General features: G+C 40.1%; 15 protein-coding genes. 12 read left to right on the top strand and 3 right to left on the bottom strand.

Annotated elements, in window-relative coordinates:
- Nucleotides 1–15: 15 nt before the first annotated feature.
- From EV194_RS05750 to EV194_RS05770, 5 genes are all read left to right on the top strand, one after another.
- Nucleotides 16–999: a Gfo/Idh/MocA family protein gene (locus tag EV194_RS05750; protein ID WP_132433023.1), complete on the top strand. Its 984-nt coding sequence runs from the start codon at nucleotides 16–18 to the stop codon at nucleotides 997–999.
- 60 nt (nucleotides 1,000–1,059) lie between these two features.
- Nucleotides 1,060–2,394, top strand: coding sequence for a signal recognition particle protein (gene ffh / locus EV194_RS05755; protein WP_132433025.1), 1,335 nt, complete (start codon nucleotides 1,060–1,062; stop codon nucleotides 2,392–2,394).
- 23 nt (nucleotides 2,395–2,417) lie between these two features.
- Complete coding sequence (locus EV194_RS05760) at nucleotides 2,418–3,290, top strand: bifunctional 5,10-methylenetetrahydrofolate dehydrogenase/5,10-methenyltetrahydrofolate cyclohydrolase (RefSeq protein WP_132433027.1); 873 nt, start codon at nucleotides 2,418–2,420, stop codon at nucleotides 3,288–3,290.
- 221 nt (nucleotides 3,291–3,511) lie between these two features.
- Complete coding sequence (locus EV194_RS05765; protein ID WP_165921810.1) at nucleotides 3,512–5,569, top strand: endo-1,4-beta-xylanase; 2,058 nt, start codon at nucleotides 3,512–3,514, stop codon at nucleotides 5,567–5,569.
- A gap of 249 nt (nucleotides 5,570–5,818) precedes the next feature.
- Nucleotides 5,819–6,469: a hypothetical protein gene (locus EV194_RS05770; protein ID WP_132433031.1), complete on the top strand. Its 651-nt coding sequence runs from the start codon at nucleotides 5,819–5,821 to the stop codon at nucleotides 6,467–6,469.
- Here the strand turns inward: EV194_RS05770 and EV194_RS05775 are convergent.
- Nucleotides 6,466–7,209 carry a SagB/ThcOx family dehydrogenase gene (locus EV194_RS05775; protein ID WP_132433033.1) on the bottom strand — a complete coding sequence of 248 codons (744 nt, stop codon included), beginning with the start codon at nucleotides 7,207–7,209 and terminating at the stop codon, nucleotides 6,466–6,468. The genes EV194_RS05770 and EV194_RS05775 overlap by 4 nt on opposite strands.
- Before the next feature lie 351 nt (nucleotides 7,210–7,560).
- Between EV194_RS05775 and EV194_RS05780 the strand changes: the two genes are divergently transcribed.
- The 5 genes from EV194_RS05780 to EV194_RS05800 all read left to right on the top strand — a co-directional run bounded on the left by EV194_RS05780 (nucleotide 7,561) and on the right by EV194_RS05800 (nucleotide 15,342).
- Nucleotides 7,561–8,232: a response regulator transcription factor gene (locus tag EV194_RS05780; RefSeq protein ID WP_132433035.1), complete on the top strand. Its 672-nt coding sequence runs from the start codon at nucleotides 7,561–7,563 to the stop codon at nucleotides 8,230–8,232.
- A gap of 150 nt (nucleotides 8,233–8,382) precedes the next feature.
- On the top strand, nucleotides 8,383–9,738 hold the full coding sequence (locus EV194_RS05785) for a sensor histidine kinase (protein WP_132433037.1): 1,356 nt from the start codon (nucleotides 8,383–8,385) through the stop codon (nucleotides 9,736–9,738).
- 53 nt (nucleotides 9,739–9,791) lie between these two features.
- The gene (locus tag EV194_RS05790; RefSeq protein WP_132433039.1) at nucleotides 9,792–11,069 is read left to right on the top strand and encodes a TolC family protein; all 1,278 of its coding nucleotides are present in this window, start codon (nucleotides 9,792–9,794) and stop codon (nucleotides 11,067–11,069) included.
- A gap of 21 nt (nucleotides 11,070–11,090) precedes the next feature.
- Nucleotides 11,091–12,170, top strand: coding sequence for an efflux RND transporter periplasmic adaptor subunit (locus EV194_RS05795; protein WP_132433041.1), 1,080 nt, complete (start codon nucleotides 11,091–11,093; stop codon nucleotides 12,168–12,170).
- 58 nt (nucleotides 12,171–12,228) lie between these two features.
- Nucleotides 12,229–15,342, top strand: a complete 3,114-nt coding sequence (locus tag EV194_RS05800) for an efflux RND transporter permease subunit (RefSeq protein WP_132433043.1) — start codon at nucleotides 12,229–12,231, stop codon at nucleotides 15,340–15,342.
- 154 nt (nucleotides 15,343–15,496) lie between these two features.
- On the opposite strand, the gene EV194_RS05805 is transcribed toward EV194_RS05800, so the two are convergent.
- Nucleotides 15,497–16,645, bottom strand: a complete 1,149-nt coding sequence (locus EV194_RS05805) for a glycoside hydrolase family 11 protein (protein ID WP_132433045.1) — start codon at nucleotides 16,643–16,645, stop codon at nucleotides 15,497–15,499.
- Nucleotides 16,646–17,420: 775 nt separating this feature from the next.
- Here EV194_RS05805 and EV194_RS05810 point away from each other — a divergent pair.
- Both EV194_RS05810 and EV194_RS05815 read left to right on the top strand, forming a co-directional pair.
- Complete coding sequence (locus tag EV194_RS05810; protein WP_165921811.1) at nucleotides 17,421–19,007, top strand: aspartate:alanine exchanger family transporter; 1,587 nt, start codon at nucleotides 17,421–17,423, stop codon at nucleotides 19,005–19,007.
- A gap of 220 nt (nucleotides 19,008–19,227) precedes the next feature.
- A complete protein-coding gene (locus tag EV194_RS05815; RefSeq protein WP_132433049.1) occupies nucleotides 19,228–20,163 on the top strand; it encodes an NAD(P)H-binding protein in 936 nt (311 codons plus the stop codon).
- Nucleotides 20,164–20,199: 36 nt separating this feature from the next.
- On the opposite strand, the gene EV194_RS05820 is transcribed toward EV194_RS05815, so the two are convergent.
- Complete coding sequence (locus tag EV194_RS05820) at nucleotides 20,200–20,904, bottom strand: head GIN domain-containing protein (RefSeq protein WP_132433051.1); 705 nt, start codon at nucleotides 20,902–20,904, stop codon at nucleotides 20,200–20,202.
- Nucleotides 20,905–20,923 lie beyond the last annotated feature (19 nt).

Raw genomic sequence — 20,923 nt, forward strand, 5'->3', positions numbered from 1 at the left:
TCAAAAAATAATCAAATGGCTGCAAAACAAGTGAATTGGGGAATGATTGGCTGTGGAGATGTTACGGAGAAAAAAAGCGGACCGGCGTTTAATAAAATTGAGAAATCTACTTTAGTGGCTGTCATGCGTCGCAATGAATCATTGGCAGCCGATTATGCCAAAAGACACGGCGTTTCACGATGGTATTCAAATGCTTCGGAATTAATCAATGACCCAAGTGTTAACGCTGTTTATGTTGCCACTCCTCCTTCTACGCATGCAAAATATGCCATAGAAGCCATGAAAGCAGGAAAACCTGTTTATGTTGAAAAACCGATGGCTGCCACCTATGCTGAATGTCAGGAAATGTTGCAGGTTTCAGAAAAAACAGGCGTTCCTTTATATGTTGCTTACTATCGGCGCACTTTACCGGGATTTTTAAAAGTTAAAGAATTGATTGAAGAAGGGCAAATTGGCAAACCTCTGTTGGCCTCTATTCGTTTAATGCGACCCGCTTTACCCGAGGAAATGGATGAAAAAACTCCGGCATGGAGAATTGACCCCAAAATTGCCGGAGGGGGAATTTTTTATGACTTGGCATCTCATCAACTCGATTTCTTAGACTATTTATTTGGCCCAATTACTCATGTTGAGGGGAATGCCGAAAATAGAGCAGGATTGTATACTGCTGAAGACACCATTGTGGCATCCTTTAAATTTGAGAATGGGGTGGTTGGCTCAGGTGTTTGGTGTTTTGTTACGGGAGAATCGTCTCGAGAGGACAAAATGGAGATCATTGGCACCAAAGGAAAAATTATTTTTTCGGGTTTTGGACATAATCCGATAGTTTTGGTGAAAGAATCAGGCAAATTGGAGTTTCCATATCTAAATCCTGATAATATTCAATACAACTTGATCAAAGAAGTGGTTGAATCCATTCAGCATAAAAGAACATGTGTAAGTACCGGCATAACAGCCTCTCGAACCAATTGGGTAATGGAGCGAATTGTATATGGATAATATTAGAAATATTGGCAAAAAAGTGCTATTTTTGCGCAAAATTTAAAGTTTAGAAACACGATGTTTGAAAATCTATCGGAAAGACTGGAACGCTCTTTTAAGATACTTAAAGGGCAGGGTACCATTACAGAAATAAATGTTGCTGAAACACTCAAAGATATTCGTCGGGCATTATTGGATGCCGACGTAAATTTTAAAACGGCTAAAACTTTCACCGAAACGGTGAAAGATGAAGCGTTGGGTCAAAATGTGCTGACGGCTGTCAAGCCTCAGCAGATGATGGTTAAAATTGTACATGATGAGCTGACCAAACTGATGGGAGGGTCATCCACCGACATCAATCTTGATGGAAAACCGGCTGTTATCTTGATTGCCGGTCTGCAAGGGTCGGGAAAAACAACTTTCACCGGAAAACTGGCCAATTTATTAAAAAGTAAGCGCTCAAAAAATCCTTTATTGGTGGCAGGTGACGTGTATCGTCCCGCTGCGATAAACCAGCTACAGGTTTTGGGCGAGCAAATTGGAGTTCCTGTATATACCGAAGAAGGCAGCAAAGACCCTGTTAAGATAGCTAAAGACGCCATCAAACAGGCGAAGCAAAACGGTAACGATCTCGTAATCGTTGATACCGCTGGTCGATTAGCTGTTGACGAGGAGATGATGAAAGAGATTACTGCCATTAAAAATGCAGTAAAGCCTCATGAGATTCTTTTTGTGGTTGACTCCATGACTGGCCAGGATGCTGTTAACACAGCCAAAGAGTTTAACGACAGGCTCGACTTCGACGGGGTAGTTTTAACCAAACTTGATGGTGATACCCGCGGTGGTGCTGCTCTCTCCATTCGCAGTGTGGTAAACAAGCCCATTAAGTTTGTTGGTACAGGCGAAAAGATGGATGCGCTGGATGTGTTTCACCCCAATCGTATGGCCGACAGGATTTTGGGTATGGGTGACATTGTCTCGCTGGTGGAGCGTGCCCAGGAGCAATTTGATGCCGAGGAGGCTCAAAAACTACAGAAGAAGATTGCAAAAAACCAATTCAGTTTCAACGATTTTCTGAGTCAGATTCAGCAAATCAAGAAAATGGGTAGCCTGAAGGATTTGGCTGGCATGATTCCCGGAATGGGAAAAGCCATAAAAGATATGGATTTTGATGATGATGCATTTAAGGAAGTTGAAGCCATTATCTACTCCATGACCCCTGATGAGCGTGAAAATCCTGCCATTTTAAATGGCAGTCGTCGCAAAAGGATCGCCGCCGGTAGTGGCAGTTCAATACAGGAGGTAAACAGGCTTATCAAACAGTTTGAAGATACCCGTAAGGTGATGAAGATGATGGGCAAAGGAAAAAATCTTTCCAAAATGATGGCCAACCTGCCCATGGGAGGACGCTAAACCAAAATAAACCTGATTATACCATGCAATTAATCGACGGAAAATTAACTTCACAGGCTGTAAAGCAGGAAATTGCTGAAAAGGTTAAAGCCATGATGGCAGCCGGGGAAAAAAAACCCCATCTTGCAGCAGTTCTTGTTGGTAACGACGGAGGAAGTGAAACCTATGTGGCGGCCAAAATTAAGGCTTGCGAAGAGGTTGGATTCAATTCTACTCTGGTTCGCTTCGATGAGAACGTAACCGAGCAAGAACTTCTAAATGCTGTTGAGAAACTGAATAACGACCCGGATATTGATGGATTCATTGTTCAATTGCCTTTGCCTAAGCACATCTCTGAAGAAAAAGTAACCGAAGCCATTCATCCGGGAAAGGATGTGGATGGGTTTCATCCGCAAAACCTTGGAAGAATGATTACCGGCGGTGATGCCTTTGTTTCTGCCACGCCACAAGGAATTATGGAGCTTCTAAAGCGCTATGAAATTGATACCAAAGGAAAACATGCCGTGGTAATTGGTCGCAGCAACATTGTTGGCAGACCCATGAGCATTTTGCTTTCTCTTAAAGGTTCTCCGGGCGATGCAACTGTAACGGTGTGCCACAGCCGAACAGCAAATCTTAAGGAAATTTGCCTCCAGGCCGATATCATCATAGCTGCGTTAGGAATTCCGGAATTTTTAAAGGCTGATATGGTGAAAGAGGGTGCTGTTGTTATTGATGTGGGAACCACCCGTGTGCCAAGTACAGAAACCAAAAGCGGATGGCGTTTAAAGGGAGATGTGGATTTTGCGGCTGTCTCTCCAAAATGCAGCTATATTACTCCAGTTCCCGGTGGAGTTGGGCCAATGACCATTGTATCACTTCTATTGAACACGCTGAAAGCTGCTGAATATAAATAGATTTCAGATATTAACAGATATTTTAAAAGCTCACGTATCGTGAGCTTTTTTTGTTTTGTTAAAATTCTGTTATATTTGTAAACAATATCACCTGTTCTGTTCTGGTTATGATTGCAGCACAGATAATATATATATGAATTACTCGCCATCTTTAACGCCCGCCTTGTCATTTTTAATTATAACTTATCACTATGAAAGAGAGATTAAAAAACATTTTTTGGATGGCTATTTTTATAATAGTCGGGAATACTTTTGTTGCAGCAGAAATTACAAATACGCTGCCATCAGCTGTAATAACTTATCCACACAGCAATGCTTATTACCAGGAAGGATCTAACATTGTCATTCGCGTTTATTCAACTGATTTTGGGGGAACTTTTCAGGATGGAACTGTAGAAAATGTAGAGTTCTTTGTTGATGATGATAAAATTTATGAAACTAACGTTCATCAGGATCATACCTACACATATCTCTGGCATGATGTGCAAGCAGGTGAGTATAGGATAAGAGCAAGAGCCACTGATAATGATGGAGATTCATTTACATCTGCAGGAGTTATTATAAAAGTAGGAGAAGCACCGGTGATTAAAAAAGGGATGAGTGCCGGAAAGGGAAAATATCTTGGAAATGTAATGGGTTCATCTACAGTAAGATCTGATTATTTACATTTATGGAATGGAGTAACTGCAGAAAATGCTCATAAATGGGAGAGTATTGAAAGTGAGAGGGATGTAATGACCTGGACAACTGGTGATAACATTTACAATTTTGCAGCTGATAACAATTTGGTATTTCGTTACCATGCCATTGCATGGGGGAGCCAGTATCCAACCTGGCTTGAAGAGCTTGAACCGGAGGAGTTTCAGGCTGAGATAGAAGAGTATATGGCAGAAATGGCTGCAAGGTATCCTTATATGGATCAAATTGATGTCCTTAATGAAAATCTATATTTAAATACTTGGAATGGGCAGGAACACGCTGCAGGAACACCATATTTTCGTGCCGGATTAGGCGGGCCTGGCGAAACAGGTTATGATTGGGTGATATGGTTGTTTGAAAAAGCCCGTGAATACTTTCCCAATTCAAAACTAATTATGAACGATTTTGAACTGGAAAACAATCCTGCCGGTATTCAAGAAATGCTGGACGTTGTTAAAGTTTTGCGCGACAGAGGTTTGATCGACGGGTTTGGAACACAGGCTCATACGTTCAATGTGGATGGACTGTGGAGCAACCCGGGACTTTTAAGGCAACGTATTGACATGATGGCTTCAAGCGGAGTGCCGGTATATGTTACGGAATTAGATTTAATTGGAGCCCCTGAAGCTTCAGAAGCCAATCAACTGCGCTCGTACCAGAACATTTTTCCCGTTTACTGGGAACATCCGGCTGTTGCTGGTATAACTTTATGGGGTTACGTAGAAGGATCAACCTGGTGGACAGGATCGGGCATCATCAATGCCGACGGAACCAAAAGGGACGCACTCATCTGGTTGGAGCAATACATGAAGGATCAGCCTGATGTAGGTTTTCCTTTCGATGGAGAGGACATGGTTGATGAAGAAAACATGGTATATAACGGCGAATTCAACTTGGGAACGTCGGGATGGAATGTTCAAAATAATGCAGGAGCTTCAAGCACAATGGAAATAGTCAGTGATGCCGACTTGTCAGGATATTATGCATTGCGTATTTGTCCTGAAAATCCTGGAACTGCAAGTTGGCATGTTCAATTGCGTCAACAAACACCCATATTCGATGGTCGTACCTATGCTATTAGCTTTATGGCTAATGCCGACGAAAACAAAACCATTGATGTTGCAGTTCAGCAAGATGGCCAAAGTTTTAACACTCATTTTCAACAGTCGGCGAATATAACAACTGAACCACAAGAGTTTTCTTTTAGCTTTACTTCTTCTGTAAACGACCCCATAGCAGCTCTCAAATTTTATTTAGGTGGTAATTCGGTTTGTGTTTATATCGATAATGTCGTGATGATGGATGTAACTGATTCTTCTACCAACTTGCCAAATATGGATGATCAAGGAAGTAATATCAGCGTATATCCAAATCCTTTTAGAGATAAACTTTTTGTTGATGTAGCAGATACTTCAAGTACCAGTTATTACGAAATTCTAAACATTAACGGCCAAATTATGTTTCAGGGGGTAATAAATAATCAGAAAACTATTTCAACTGAATTATTAACGGCCGGCATATATTTTTTACGCATTGCGGGTGATAATGGATTGGAAATCATTAAAATAATTAAAAACTAGCTGGTATTAATTTCTAACTACTTAATGAAGCCGTTGTTGCTGAATGCAACAACGGCTTTGTTGTATATACAATAAAATGAAAATTAAAATTATATTTGCAATCAATTTAAACATAAAATTTACTTATTCGCTTATAAACAGTCTCTTAATCATTGAAATACAATAAAAAACGAGCATGATTCGTTAACCCAAATACGGATAAAATTTCATCATGCGACCTTTATCCAATCAAATTTAAACAATTATTAGATGAAAAAAGGTATTTTGTTAACCTGTATGGTTTTTATTTTGTTGATTGGCACAAATGCTGAGGACGTTCAAGGAACTCCGGAACATAATCAACAAGGTCGATACTCTCTTGATGTAGATTTTGATCCCAGTGCAATTTTTGATGCTTCGTCTGGCAGTTTGTTTACCATGCCACAAATACGATTTAGAGTATTTCAGGCAGATGGAAGTGCCTATAGAATAAATGCTGGTTTTAATATTGAAACTGAGAAAATATATGAAGATGCAGAGGGAAATGAGTTTGAAAAAGGTTCAGCAGTCTTTTTTAGTTTTGCACCAGGTTTTGAAAAACCTTTATCAAATGGGAAAGTTAGGGTTTACTACGGAGCAGAACTTCCCATTACAATATACTCCGAAAGATATGAAGCTGAAAACAATTTCAATTCACTCAATTTGAAGGCAGGCTATACTGGTATTGGAGTAAATGCAGTATTAGGACTTGACTACAATATTGGAGGTGGTTTTTATTTTGGAGTTGAATTTAATCCTGGTCTGAATTACATTAGTAATTCAGACATTAAAAGGGATAATGATATAATATTAAAGGGGGGAAGCAGTGTCCAATTCGGAACCAATTCATCTTCCGGAATCAGGGCCGGAATCCGCTTTTAATCCAATAATTTGCCGGCGGGGAGAAGGTATATCACACTTTCTCCCGCCGGTAATTCCAATAAGCTGTTTACAGCCTCATCATTAAAAGCACCTACTACCACAACACCAGCTTCAAGTGCTACTGCCTGCAGCAATAGGTTTTGAGCAGCATGTCCAACTTCATTGTAAACATACCGGATGCCTCTGTCACCATATCGTTGTGTTGTGTTTTCAAATACGGCGCTGATAATAAATACTGCCGAAGCTTCTTCAAACATTGATTGTCCCAAAGCTGTCCCAGCTAAATTACTTGCAAACTCACCCTCTTTCTTTAGTTTTATTCGATGCTCATTGGGATGATACAGATAAATTCCTGCATTTATGTCGCTGACCCTATTCACCATAACATAAACTCTGAGAGGAAAAGTGGCACCTGCACTTGGTGCAGTTCTGAACCCACGCCGACTTTCGGTTACACCCTGAGCCGCCCATAACATTTGACCAATCTCCTCCAGATTTAAGGGCGTTTGGGAATAATTGCGAACTGAACGCCTCAACGACAAGGTGCGCTCCAGGCTTACTTCGCCATTTGTAACCGGATTTGGCAATTCAATAATTGTATTTAATCTTCCTTTAATCGTTTCACTTTCAGAGGTTTTTACCGCTCCACAACTGCATAATGCAGTTTTAAAAAAAAGAGGGTTTATGAAAAGCATCGTGATGAAAAAGAAAGATCCAGATATTCGTTTTGCTGTCTTCATATACTCTAAAATATGTTTTTAAATTACTCCCGAGCACTCGTCAAATAATTCACACTAAAACGAGACAACTTGTTCCGCAAGGCGGAAGGCTATCCTCCTGTGCGTTTGAGCATTCAAATGGGCTACTTTCATAGCTGATTGTATTTATATCTCCAATATAACACATTTCTAACATAAATTCAACTTATTCGGCTGACAGTAAAGGCATTTACTTTTATAGTCATTGATGAATCTGACAACGCAGTTTAACTCCACAAAGATGTGTAAAACGAAATATAATGATTACAATATTCCTTTTTTGGTAAACATTCTCATCATTACTACATTTGCTCGAAAGGTGAAATCAAAACTATGCATATTCTAATTATAGAAGACGAACCCAAGGTGGCAGGGTTTATTAAAAAAGGATTGGAGCAGTACCAGTTTTTGTCTGATGTGGCACAAAACGGACAAATGGCTGAGGATTTACTTCGCAACCATACGTTCGACCTAGTTCTTCTTGATGTATTACTTCCTGATACCAATGGAGTGGAATTATGCAAAACGATCAGGAAAATGAATCCCAAAATTCCAATACTGATGCTGACTGCACTGGGAACTTTGGATGACAAAGTAAGAGGATTGGATGCCGGAGCTGATGATTACCTGGTGAAGCCTTTCCATTTTAAAGAATTAATGGCAAGAATAAGAGCACTTACCAGGCGTAATGTCAATAATTCTGAGTCGAATATTCTTTTTGTTGATGACCTTCAGTTGGATTTGAACACTAAAAAGGTAAGCCGCGCTGGTGGTGAAATTAAACTCACGGCACGTGAGTTTAATTTACTTGAAGTATTAATCAGAAATAAAGAACGCGTACTATCCCGTGCTCAAATAGCAGAACATCTATGGGAAGAGGAATTCCTTAATGGCTCTAACATTGTTGATGTTTACATCAATTATCTGCGAAGAAAAATTGACAAAAAATTTGATAAAAAGCTAATTCATACCATTATAGGCATGGGCTATGTGATTCGGGAATAAAAAACCTGATTTAGATGAAACGAGCCATGAGAATCGTCAGATCGACGAAGTCAAAGCTTTTCTCACACAGGCGAAGTACTGAGCCCAGTCGAAGTAAGAATGACTGGATTGGCGAGTTCCATGTGACCTTAAAATACAAATTATAGACACATGAAAATTCGAACTAAAATAACCGTGGTATTTACAGCCATAGTGACAGTGATGTTGCTGTTGCTGGTGTTTCTTATTAATACGTTCTCAACCCGATACACCAGAAAGGATTTTTACAACCAACTACTGGATAGAGCATACGTTCATGCTTGGATATGGTTGGAAAAAGATGAACTGCCACCGGGTGAATACGATATCATAAGAAGATGGGAACTTCAGGAGTTGCCTGAGGAAATTGTAAGGATTTATGACCTGAACCATGATCCGGCGTTTGTAAAAGAGGAAGGCGACTTTTACCTCTCTGATGATAAACTCGAAAGCATTCTTACCGAACGTGAACATTATTTTTCCATTGGAAATCGGCAATTTGCTGGAATATTTTATCGTGATAATCAGGGCGATTTTTTAATCATCGCCTCTGCCATAGATCGCCATGGCAGCAGTCAGTTATACAATATGCGTATGATGTCTGTATTACTGCTTATAGCAAGTGTTTTACTCTCAATAGTTATCGGACACCATTTTGCAGGACGCATTTTGGCGCCACTGCCCAAAATGGTTAACCGCGTAAATCATATTTCCGCATCTAACCTGCATTTGCGACTCGAAAAGGGAAATGGCAGAGATGAACTGTCTGAACTGGCGCAAACTTTCAATAAAATGCTTCAAAGACTATCAGACTCCTTTGAGATTCATTCTGCTTTTATTGCCAACGCATCTCATGAGCTCAGAACGCCGATAACCACCATCATAGGCGAATCGGAGGTTGCCCTGCTTAACAATGAAATGCCTGAAAAATACAGAGATACGATACAAATTATTTTGAATGAGTCGCACAGACTAAAAAATATCTCTGATGGCTTACTTGACCTTGCTCAGGTGGTTTTCGATAAGGATAAAATTACATTTGAGTGTGTGCGTTTGGATGAAGTTCTGATTTTTGCCCGACAAGCCTATTTAGACTCTTATCCCGATCGAAAAATAGAACAGATTTTCGAAAAGATGCCTGAATTTCCTGAGGCATTAGAGATTAATGGGAGTTTCCTGCTACTAAAAATGGCCATTGTCAACCTGCTGGATAATGCGTTCAAATTTTCCAACAATCAGCCGGTGGAACTTATTTTGTCATTCAACAATGATCAACCTGTTATACTGGTTAGGGACAGGGGGATTGGCATAGCAAAATCTGACATAGAAAAGGTCACACACCCCTTTTACCGTGCAGAAAATGCCCGTTCGTATAACGGGCATGGCATAGGATTGGCATTGGTCGAAAAAATAATGATTCTTCATCGTGCTAAACTGCAAATAGAATCTATTCCCAACGAAGGAACCTCTGTAAAATGTATTTTCTAATTTCATTTTAATCTCTCTTTAATAAGTTTGCAAACATCAAAAAGAGAGTTAAAATGATTCAAAGCTTTTATAAAAGAAATACTGTTTTTTTGCTGGTTTGTTTATATAGTTCTGCTTCAACTCTGTTTGCCGGCGACACCATAAAACTTTCGGTACAAGATGCCGAAAAAGTTTTTTTGGAAAATAACCTTCAATTGATTGCTACCCGGATGAATATGGATATTGCTGCCGCAGAAACGGCACAAGCCCGTTTGTGGAACAATCCGCAAATTTCAATCGAAGAAATTAACCTGCACAGAATTCCATCATCTCGCTTATTTGATGATTTGCCCGGTCGACCGCAACAGTTTTCAATCGAAATTGAGCAGGAGATAAGAACAGCCAAAAAAAGAAGTCGATTGGTTGAAATGCACCGTCTTCAGGAAGCCGTTGAGGAAGATCTGTTTTATGATGTGCTTCGCCACCTGAAAAAGGAACTTCGCATGGCGTTTTACAGCCTGGTTTACAGTAAAAACCTGATTGAACTGTTAGAAAATGAAATAGATGCCATAAGACGATTGGTTAAAGCCATGGAGCAGGAGTTTTTACGGGAAAATATTTCTGCATTAGAATTAACCAGAACCAAGGCTTTGTTATTTTCACTGCAAACAGAACTTACTGCAGAAAAATCAGAGTGGTTTCAGCACCAAAACAGATTGCGATTGTTATTGAATCTCCCTCTTCACCAAAACATTGAGCCTTTAATAACTAACAATTACGCTATATTGCCCGATATGCCTGTTGATGAATTGACAGCTCAAGCACTAATTTCCAGGCGTGATTATCTCGCTCAAAACCGGGTTTTGCAAATCAGAGAGGTTGAATATCGCTATGAGCGTTCACAGAGAGTGCCTGATATTACCTTCAGTGGGATATACGACAGGTGGGGCGGTATATCTGAAGATTTCATAGGATTTGGAATCAGCTTCGATTTGCCGGTCTTTAACAGGAACCAACATGCAGCAAGAGCAGCTGCCATTGGTATTGATCAGCAACAAAATAAACTAAATCAATACAAAAAAGAGCTTCAGCAGGAAGTTGCCGAGGCATTAAAACATTACAATGAAATACTGCTGCTGTATCAAGCAATGGATGCCGATTTCATTTCCACGTTTGAACAAATGCACCGTGTTATGCTGGAAGGCTTTAAAAACCGGGAGGTAGGTCTGGTGGAATTCATGGATTTTTTTGATTCATATAAATCAGCTCGTGTAAATCACAACGAAATAAAACTAAAACTTCATAAAGCGAGGGAGAAGTTAAATTTTGCTGTTGGAACAGATCTGTTTTAAGTCAATATAAAAACAAGATATATGTTAAAAATGAGATACTTCTTGGCACTGTGTGTTATCACTTTTTTGGGTTGTAAAACCGTTGTTGAGCAACAACAGGAGACGGTTTTCTGCATTGATGATGGGTTTATTGATAAAATTGAACTAACGTCATCTCAACTGCTTCCTGTAACCAACTCCATTCTTTTAAATGGCGTGATACAGTTTAATAAAGAGAAGGTTGTTCCTTTTATATCGCCACTTAGCGGACAGGTTAACACCGTGCATTTCCAACCTGGCGATTTTGTTGAAAAAGGAGAACTGCTTGCAACGGTGAGAAGTGCTGAAACAGCTGCTCTTGCAAAAGAATTGTCCGACGCAAAAGGTTCGTTAGATATGGCAGAACGTGAGTTGGAAATGACCCGTCGAATGCACGAGTCCGGACTTGCATCTGGAAGAGATTTGTCGGAAGCCAAACGGATGTTTAATCATGCTAAAATTAATGTTGAGCAAATAGAAGAGACCTTACAAGTTCTTGGTGGAGGAGGGGAAAATATGCTGCAACAAATAAGAGCTCCCCGTTCCGGCTACATTGTTCAGAAATCGATGAATTCCGGCATGTACATTGGATCGGGCGAAGACCCTCTTTTCACCATTTCAGATTTGAACGATGTGTGGGTTATGATCGATGTTTTTGAGTCAGAAATTGCAAAAATTTCGGAAGGACAAGCTGTTATCATTCGTACCATAGCTTACCCCGACACTGTTTTTAAAGGATTCATAGATTACAGTTCAAGAATACTCGACCCGGAAAAAAAAGTGATGAATGCTAGAGCTACCATCTCCAATTCAGAAAAATTGCTGAAGCCCGGAATGTTTGCAGCTGTCACACTGGAACATAATCCGGGAAAAAAGTTGGTGGCGATACCTTCAAATTCTTTGGTGTTCGACCGAAACCGATATTTCGTGGTTGTTGCTAACGACTTGTGCGATGTCAACATTCAGGAAGTTAAGATTTATTCGCAAAATGATGAATTCACCTTTCTGAGTTCCGGCCTTGAACCGGAACAAACAATTATCTCTAAAAACCAACTGCTTATCTATAATCAACTCCAATATTAATAAGTTTCGGAGTAGAACATCGGTTACGCTTGATTAGTCATCAATAATAAATCAGCATATGCATAAAATTGTCAATAACATCATTGCCTTTTCCATTAAAAATCATGCTTTTATATTCTTTATGACATTTTTGGTGATTCTTTTTGGAGTCATCAGCTATCAAAACACACCTGTAGAGGCCTACCCCGATGTAACCAATACCCGTGCACGAATCATTGTACAATGGAGCGGACGAAGTGCCGATGAAATGGAGAAATTCATAACACTTCCCATTGAGAAAGAGATGAATACCATTCCATATACCCGCGAAATGCGCTCCATTTCACTGTTCGGGTTATCTGCCATAACCCTGATTTTTGAAGATCACGTGGACGATTTTACAGCACAGCAATATGTGAGCAGTCGTTTAGGAGGGATAGACCTGCCATCAGGAGCCGATGTGTTTCAGGAACCTCCTTCGGGAGCAACAGGGGAAATTTTTCGCTACGTCATTCGTGGCGAAAATCGCCACATACGGGAACTTACTGCCATTCAGGACTGGCTCATTGAACGCCATCTGTTATCGGTTCCGGGAGTTGCGGATGTTGTAACTTTCGGAGGCGAGGAAAAAATATATGAAATTCAGGTGGAGCCTTCACTTTTAGCACGGTACGAATTCTCTCCGTTGGATGTATATGAAGCGGTAAGCCGAAGCAATGTTAACGTGGGTGGTGACATCATTGAAAAAAGTGGACAGGCATACGTGGTAAGGGGCATAGGACTTCTTGACAGGATTGAGGACATCGAAAACATCATCGTGGACAACATCAACGGAACGCCAATTCTGATCAAACATCTGGCAACGGTTGAAGTCTCTTCAAAGCCCCGATTGGGACAGGTTGGACTTGATGATGATGATGATTTGGTGCAAGGCATTGTAATCATGCGCAGGGGAGAGAACCCGTCAGATGTTATTGAAGGTTTGCGGAAAAAAATCAGTCACTTGAACGAACGTATTCTCCCGTCCGATGTAACAATTAAACCCTTTATGGATCGTACCGAACTCATTGAAAATACGCTTAGTACGGTAAAAACCAATCTCATTGGAGGCGTGGTGCTGGTTTCGGCTTTTGTTTTTATGTTTTTGCTTGGATGGAGAACAACCTTGATGGTTGTGATCATTATTCCTGTTTCGTTTCTTTTTGCAATTATTATGCTGCGATTACAGGGACTGCCTGCTAATTTAATATCCATGGGGGCACTCAATTTTGGAATTGTGGTGGATGGCGCTGTTGTTTTGGTTGAGAGTATCTTTGTTGCACTAGATAAACGAGCCAGGCAAATGGGCATGGAAAAATTCAATCGGTTATCGAAAACCGGTTTAATAAAAAGAAGTACAGCGGTTATAGCAGGTTCTGTATTTTTTTCAAAATTGATTCTGATTGTTGCATTGATTCCCATTTTCGCCTTCCAACAAGTGGAAGGAAAAATGTTCGCACCATTGGCATACACCGTTGGGTACGCACTTCTTGGTTCCCTGTTGTTCAGCCTGACGCTTATTCCTGCCATGGCAAAATTTCTGCTGAACAAAAATGTTAAGGACTTTAAAAATCCGATTGCCGATTTTATCAGGGAAATGGCTTACAAAGCCTTTTCCTTCTGTTATAAATACCGCAGAGTTGCACTAACATCTGTTGGCCTTTTCTTTCTGTTTACCATCTATATTTTCAGAATGTTGGGAACAGAATTTCTTCCGCAGCTGAACGAAGGAGCCATATATGCCAGGGCAACCCTTCCTAACAGCATCGCATTAAACGAAGCAGTAGAAATCACAAAAGACATTAAACAACGCATCCGAAGTTTTGATGAAGTAAAATATGTTTTAACTCAAACAGGGCGTCCCAATGACGGAACAGATCCCACGGGCTTCTTCAATATTGAATGCCATATTGAATTGCATCCCCGAAAAAAATGGAATCGGAAGATATCACAACCAGATTTGCTTAGGGAAATTCAGGAAAAGCTATCGGTTTATCCCGGTGTAGATTTCGGTTTTTCACAACCCATTATGGATAATGTTGAGGAGTATGTTTCGGGTGTAAAGAGTTCGCTGGTGGTTAAAATATTTGGTGACGATCTTTACCGTCTCGAACACAAGGCGGAACAAGTAGCAGAAACCATTTCACATGTGGAGGGTATTGAGGACATCAGCATATTCAGAAACATCGGTCAACCGGAATTGCGTATTCTTCTGGATGAAGTTAAAATGGCTCGGCATGGAATTCACATGTCAGATGCACAGGCGGTAATAGAAATGGCCATAGGAGGTAAAACTGCCAATCAGTTTTATGAAGAGGAGAGAATTTTTGATATCCGGGTGCGGTTTAAAGCCTCTTACCGTGATTCGAAGGAGCGGATCGCAAATATTTTGATTCCCTCTTCCAATGGAAAAAATGTGGTATTGAAAGAGGTCGCCGACATAGAGGTGATCAGTGGTCCTGCATTTATTTACCGTGAAAACAACAACCGCTACATCGCTGTTGGCTTTTCGGTACGTCACCGCGATCTGGGTGGAACCATCAATAAAGCAAGGGCATTGGTTGATGATGAGTTAAATCTTCCTCGCGGTTATACCATAGAATGGGCCGGGGAGTTTGAAAACAAAGAAAGAGCCACCCGCCGACTTGCTGAAATCATTCCCATTGCACTGTTGTTGATATTTTTCCTGCTGTTTATGAATTTTGGCAACATTCGCGATACGCTCATTGCACTCTCCTGTATCCCCTTTGCATATATGGGTGGAATGGTGGCCTTACTCTCTACAGGAACCGTTTTTGGCATTTCAGCCGGTGTTGGTTTCATCATTCTTTTTGGGGTGGGGGTATTAGACGGTTCCATTCTCATTTCAGTAATAAAAAACAATCTTCAGAAACGAATGACATTGCATGATGCCATTCATAACGGGGTTTATTCAAGAATACGTCCGGTGGTTATGCTCGCCTTAATGGGAGCACTTGGATTGTTGCCGGCAGCACTTTCAACCGGTATGGGCTCGGAAATTCAAAAGCCAATTGCCATCATGAGTGTAATTGGAATGATGATTTCAATGGTTTTTACCTTGTTGATTCTTCCGCTGATTTTTCATTATGCGTATAAAGGCGATAAAAAAATCAGAAGCTTGCAGCAAAATTAGTATGAAGACGTTTTAATTAAGATGATACTAACATGCATATTCTTTCGATTTACAGAATCTCATTTAAAACTCTGCCCGGCACTTAAGTGCCGGGCAGATTACAAAATGTATGCATTTAATTCTTTCTAATTGAAGCTATATTAATTTAATCTGTTTATTGAACAGGCACAAATCTCCAATGAGCGTTGTGATGGTTGGTATTAACCCATTGACCAACATCTGCACCATTGGATGTTCTTCCCATTCCGTCAAGATACAATCCTGTACCACGGTTTCTTAAACGGAAGTAGCCGTCACCAGCTGATTCCAGACTCCATTGGGCATTGTTATGATTGGTATTTGCCCATTGACCGGCATCAGCACCATTCGAAGTTCTTCCCATTCCGTCAATATATAAACCGGTACCTCGATTTCTGAATCTTTCAAATCCTCCAGAAGCTTCGCGAACCCAATGGGCATTTTGATGATTGGTGTGAGCATATTGTCCAAGATTGGAACCATCAGAAATTCGCCCCATTCCATCCAGGAATAATCCTGTAGCTCTGTTTTGTATTCTATAGAAGGTAGCTCCACCACCTCCGCTGCCACCACTTTGTCCGGCAAGCCAAACAGTAGCATTCACAGAGCCCTGGCTATTTCCTCCATAAGCTTCAGTTAATAAAATGGCAGCTGGAGTCCAATCACTCCCAAGTCCTAAACCAACACTAGCCCAAGCATTTACGTGATTGGCAAATGTAATGGTACGATTCTGACCTGTTGGTGCCTGAGTTCTTCGGGTACTCCAAACTTGACGAAAAGTCTGAGTTCCATCAATCGAAGGTGCATTAACTCGCATTGCTGTATAAATATCATAGGTAGCTCCATCACTGGTTACAGTACCTCTGTGCTCACCCGTTGGTCTTGCATTACCCCATCTCTCATTTACATAATATTCGATTAATGGATTTCTAGTCCAGCCATAATAGCCGAAAACGCCTCCACCACTGTGGTTATGCACACCTATGTTATAACCGACTATTCTATTTACCGTTCCGGAATTCCAACCTTTTCCTGCAGTAAAATTACCTGAATAATCCCATGATACAGAGTAATTTCCGCCAGGTCCGTTTTGATAATTTACCCATCCTGGTCTATCATCAGTCCACAAGGCCCAAAAATAACCATCATGAGTTCCCGATTCATATGATTTTAGATAAGCATCATTTATTTCCTCATCTGCAATCAGTTCTACATCAATGATATCCTCTGAACAACCAGACAGCAAAAAAAGAAATGCTGCTGCATAAAATAATGTTCTTTTCATAATTGGATTTTTAAGTTGTTAAACAATTAGAAATGATATAAATGCATACATATTTATCTATCTTATAATTGTTAGAGAAACCAACTTCTATCAAATAAAATCATCCAACCACTCTTCCTCTAGTCTCAAATTAAGTTTTGCGTTATATATACTTCTGTAATAATATACCTGTTAATATGTTTAGTAGTAGAATTATCAATTGTGGGGCGGGCAAAGGAGCGTAGGGGTTGAAGTTAATTTGTGTTGTATTATGTAGTGGCATGCTAACAAATTCCTATTTGCAAAAATTTCTTGAACTACATATACATCTGTACATTAGTTTATTTTCACTGTTCATGTGGCAAATATTCTACATACTAAGATTTAACATAGATTTTCAAAATTTAAAAATACAACACAATAAATGATATTGTTTTTCAATATTAGATATTTGATTTAAACAATCAGATATACTTGATTATGTTTAATTTTTTGAATTATTCTGTGCAACTTTCAAATCTAGTTGTGGCTCTACAATAATTTGCATATATCAGATATATTAGCTGTTGCAAACATTGAAATAAATTTGAATTAAATATTAGCATCTCGTTTAATATACTTAAACCGCTCTCAAGGCTGATGTTATGTTATATTAAACCACAAAAAGAGTTTTTCAACTTTGATGAGAATTAGATATTCATACTTAACCATATTTGTTAAGAGTAATAAGAAATTGTCTCACAACTTATCCTGTATTTTTCTATATTTGTGTAAGGCCATAACTGATTTAACATCTATGGAGATATTTACCACAGACTACGTTGCTTTTTTTACCATTATTGCATTAGGAATCATCCTCGGGAGCGTGCGCATTAAAGGACTCTCACTGGATGCGTCGGCCATAATTTTTGTAGCCATGGCTTTTGGCCACTATGGTGTGAGTCTTCCACCAATTTTTCAGCAGGTAGGGTTGATCTTCTTCATGTTTAGCGTGGGTATTCAAGCCGGACCTGGTTTTTTCGGAGCTTTCAGAACCACTGGAATAAAATTATTGAAACTCTCGGGTATCATTATTGCGTCGGCTCTAATAACCACCATTGCCATCATCTATTTTTTTGATGTGGACAGTGCCATGGCAACCGGAATTTTTACAGGAGCCATTACCAGTGCTTCAGGACTTGCTGCTGCAGCCGAAATAGGGGATCCCCATTTGATTGCAATCGGGTTTGGATTGGCTTATCCTTTTGGAATCATCAGCATCATTCTCTTTGTCAGGTTGTCGGCATCTTTTTTAAGAATCGATATTCAAAAGGAAGAATTAAAACATCGTGAAGATGTTTTAAAGCATCATCCTGAGCCGGAGCAACGAAACTTTTCAGTTGAGAACCCCAATGTAATTGGCAAAACCTTGTCTGAACTCAATATCAGGGGTGTTACACATACCAATATTTTTAAGATATTAAGGGAAAATACCCCCATTACTCCAACCGGAAATACGACACTCGAAAGAAACGACATCATTAGAGCCTCCGGCACTTCCAAAGATCTTAACACCCTTTCGTATTTCATTGGACCGGTGACAAACATTGAAATTCCCGAAAGTCAGAAATACATTGTTCGCAGATTTTTGATATCTAATCGCAGAAACGTTGGAAAAACCATTGCAGATTCACTTTTTCTGCAAAAATTAAACGCCACTGTAACAGCCATCAGAAGAGCCGGTATTGACTTAATTCCGGATGCAGGAACCTATTTGCGCCTGGGTGATAAAGTTACCATCAGTGTTCCGGTTGAGAACATTCCTGAATTGAGCAGAATGTTGGGTGACAGCCGGGCAGAGTTGGATCATCTGGATTTTCTCCCCATTGCCGTTGGTGTGTTATTGGGCGTATTTCTCGGACAGGTTCGATTTCCCATTCGTCCGGACGTGGAGTTCAGCCTGGGATTAACTGGCGGAGTGCTGATTGTTGCTCTGCTGTTGAGTAAAATTGGGAAAACCGGACCCGTTGTTTGGAGCATCAGTCACACCACCAATCAGTTTTTGCGAAAACTGGGATTGCTTTTCTTCATGGCCTATATTGGCACGGAAGCGGGTAAAACTCTTGGAACCACCATAGCCGAGTATGGAATCAGTATGATATGGATGGGCGCTTTGATCTCTCTAGTCCCAATGATTTCTGCTGTATTTTTTGGTCGCAGGATTCTGAAGATTAATTACCTGAGTGTACTGGGTGTTCTTTCGGGTAGCATGACCAGTTCACCTGCACTCAGTGCTGTTGAATCGGTGAGTAAAACCAGCGCCCCACAAGAAGCTTACACAACTGTATATCCAATTTCCCTGGTACTTATTATAATCCTTAGTCAGATTTTGGTTGCATTGTAGCATCTCTATCATTACTATGCCGAGAATCATAGTTATCAAATTTGTTTTTGATTGTGAATGCTTTAAGTCATTTAATCTTTCAAAAATGGCAGATTTTTTGCATATTTACAGTACATCTACTTAGAACCTGGTTTATGAATCGAACCACAAAACTGTTTTCGCAAATTGAGAGATGATTTACGGAGGCTCGTTTCATATTACCTAAAACAGATTAGAGTATATGAAAATTTTACTCACCGGCGCCAATGGCTACATTGGCAAAAAGCTACTGCCTGCTTTGATTAAAGAAGGACACCAGGTAATTTGCTGTGTGCGTAATGCTTCGAAGCTACCCTCATCAGATATCTATTCCCATAAAAATGTTTCAGTTATTGAATTTGATTTTTTGAAAGGTCAGACTCCGCCTGATTCAATCATCGACATTGATGTTGCTTATTATTTGATGCACTCCATGACCGGTTTTTCAAAGGGTTTTGTGGAGATGGAGGAGAAGGCTGCATATCATTTTTTGAGCGTAGTTAATAGAACATCAATCAAACAGATCATTTATCTTGGAGGCATTACAAATGAAGACAATCTTTCTCAACACCTGTCATCAAGAAAAAATGTTGAAACCATACTCAGAAGCAGCGCTGTTCCCGTTACTACTCTTAAGGCCGGAATAATAGTCGGTTGTGGAAGTGCTTCGTTTGAAATCATCCGAAGCCTAATGGAGAAACTTCCGGTAATCATTGGCCCCAAGTGGTTAGATACTCAAAGTCAGCCGGTATCGCTTATCAATGTCATAGAGTATCTTACCGGTGTTTTATTAATGGAGGAGACTTTTAATAAATCCTATGACATGGGAGGTGAAAATGTTATTACCTACAAAAAGATGCTGGAGCAATATGCTGAATTCAGAGGATATAAAAGGTATATAATTACCATGCCATCAATCCCCATGCCGGTTGCTGCTTTTTTTGTTTCAGTTTTTACATCATCTGATTATTCTCTGTCACTTAACCTGATTAGGAGCATGAAAGTAAAAGTTGTAGCCGAAAACAATCCCATCGAAAAGAAATTAGGGATCAAACCTTTGTCATATAAAGAAGCATTAGAACGATGTTGTGGTTTTCCTATAAACAGGCAACAAAACAAATGCGCGGAAATTTCTTAAAATTTCCGCGCATGGATATACAGAATATTATTCTAATTACTCCATTTCCTGCACTCTTCCACCTAAACTGGTTCGAACTTCTATTTTTTGCGGATCTCCGGTGTATTCAATTCTGGCTCCTGAAGCTGCTCTTGCTTCCAACTCTTCAGTTACCCAAACTTCTGCTCCGGCACCAGTATTCGCGCGCACCTTGGCCTTTTTGGTTTCCAGGTTTGCTCCGTTAAAACGTCCACCGGTGCTTAAATTAACATCAATTGTATTGGCTGTACCCATCACTTCCACTCGTCCGGCAGATGCACTGACTTCCAAGTGGTCTACTTCAATCTCGAATTGGATGGAGGCATCGGTTCCGGCATCTAAAACCAACCGTTTTGCCTCAATAACATCGTCGGAATAGACACTGCCGCCGGTTCCTGCACTAATTTCTTTTATATTCTGGTAATAGAGATATACATTTACTGCCATGTTCCGATATATGCGGGTACGCATACGAATGGTCAGATCCTTGTTGGATTGCTCAATGAGAACATCTTCCGGATCGGCATTCATAATATGAACTTCAGCTTTTGGTTTTTCTCCCTCCACAAGGGTTACGTTAATTCCCCTTGCCACTCGCAGGGTTTCGAAAGGTGCAAGTTGGCGAGTTTCTACAATGACTTCACCAACAGCAGGTTCATCTTCCTGAGCTACAATAGGGAAGGCCATTAAAAGGCAAAGGGCTGAAATCATAATTTGTCTCATATTCTGATTATTTAAATTA

The organism is Natronoflexus pectinivorans (assembly GCF_004345615.1).
In the GTDB taxonomy this organism is placed as follows: domain Bacteria; phylum Bacteroidota; class Bacteroidia; order Bacteroidales; family Marinilabiliaceae; genus Natronoflexus; species Natronoflexus pectinivorans.

What these genes read in the sequence shown, in the direction of transcription:
- EV194_RS05750 (WP_132433023.1), top strand. Translation starts at nt 16, where the DNA reads ATGGCTGCAAAACAAGTGAATTGGGGAATGATTGGCTGTGGAGATGTT.
- ffh (WP_132433025.1), top strand. Translation starts at nt 1,060, where the DNA reads ATGTTTGAAAATCTATCGGAAAGACTGGAACGCTCTTTTAAGATACTT.
- EV194_RS05760 (WP_132433027.1), top strand. Translation starts at nt 2,418, where the DNA reads ATGCAATTAATCGACGGAAAATTAACTTCACAGGCTGTAAAGCAGGAA.
- EV194_RS05765 (WP_165921810.1), top strand. Translation starts at nt 3,512, where the DNA reads ATGGCTATTTTTATAATAGTCGGGAATACTTTTGTTGCAGCAGAAATT.
- EV194_RS05770 (WP_132433031.1), top strand. Translation starts at nt 5,819, where the DNA reads ATGAAAAAAGGTATTTTGTTAACCTGTATGGTTTTTATTTTGTTGATT.
- EV194_RS05775 (WP_132433033.1), bottom strand. Translation starts at nt 7,209, where the DNA reads ATGAAGACAGCAAAACGAATATCTGGATCTTTCTTTTTCATCACGATG.
- EV194_RS05780 (WP_132433035.1), top strand. Translation starts at nt 7,561, where the DNA reads ATGCATATTCTAATTATAGAAGACGAACCCAAGGTGGCAGGGTTTATT.
- EV194_RS05785 (WP_132433037.1), top strand. Translation starts at nt 8,383, where the DNA reads ATGAAAATTCGAACTAAAATAACCGTGGTATTTACAGCCATAGTGACA.
- EV194_RS05790 (WP_132433039.1), top strand. Translation starts at nt 9,792, where the DNA reads ATGATTCAAAGCTTTTATAAAAGAAATACTGTTTTTTTGCTGGTTTGT.
- EV194_RS05795 (WP_132433041.1), top strand. Translation starts at nt 11,091, where the DNA reads ATGTTAAAAATGAGATACTTCTTGGCACTGTGTGTTATCACTTTTTTG.
- EV194_RS05800 (WP_132433043.1), top strand. Translation starts at nt 12,229, where the DNA reads ATGCATAAAATTGTCAATAACATCATTGCCTTTTCCATTAAAAATCAT.
- EV194_RS05805 (WP_132433045.1), bottom strand. Translation starts at nt 16,645, where the DNA reads ATGAAAAGAACATTATTTTATGCAGCAGCATTTCTTTTTTTGCTGTCT.
- EV194_RS05810 (WP_165921811.1), top strand. Translation starts at nt 17,421, where the DNA reads ATGGAGATATTTACCACAGACTACGTTGCTTTTTTTACCATTATTGCA.
- EV194_RS05815 (WP_132433049.1), top strand. Translation starts at nt 19,228, where the DNA reads ATGAAAATTTTACTCACCGGCGCCAATGGCTACATTGGCAAAAAGCTA.
- EV194_RS05820 (WP_132433051.1), bottom strand. Translation starts at nt 20,904, where the DNA reads ATGAGACAAATTATGATTTCAGCCCTTTGCCTTTTAATGGCCTTCCCT.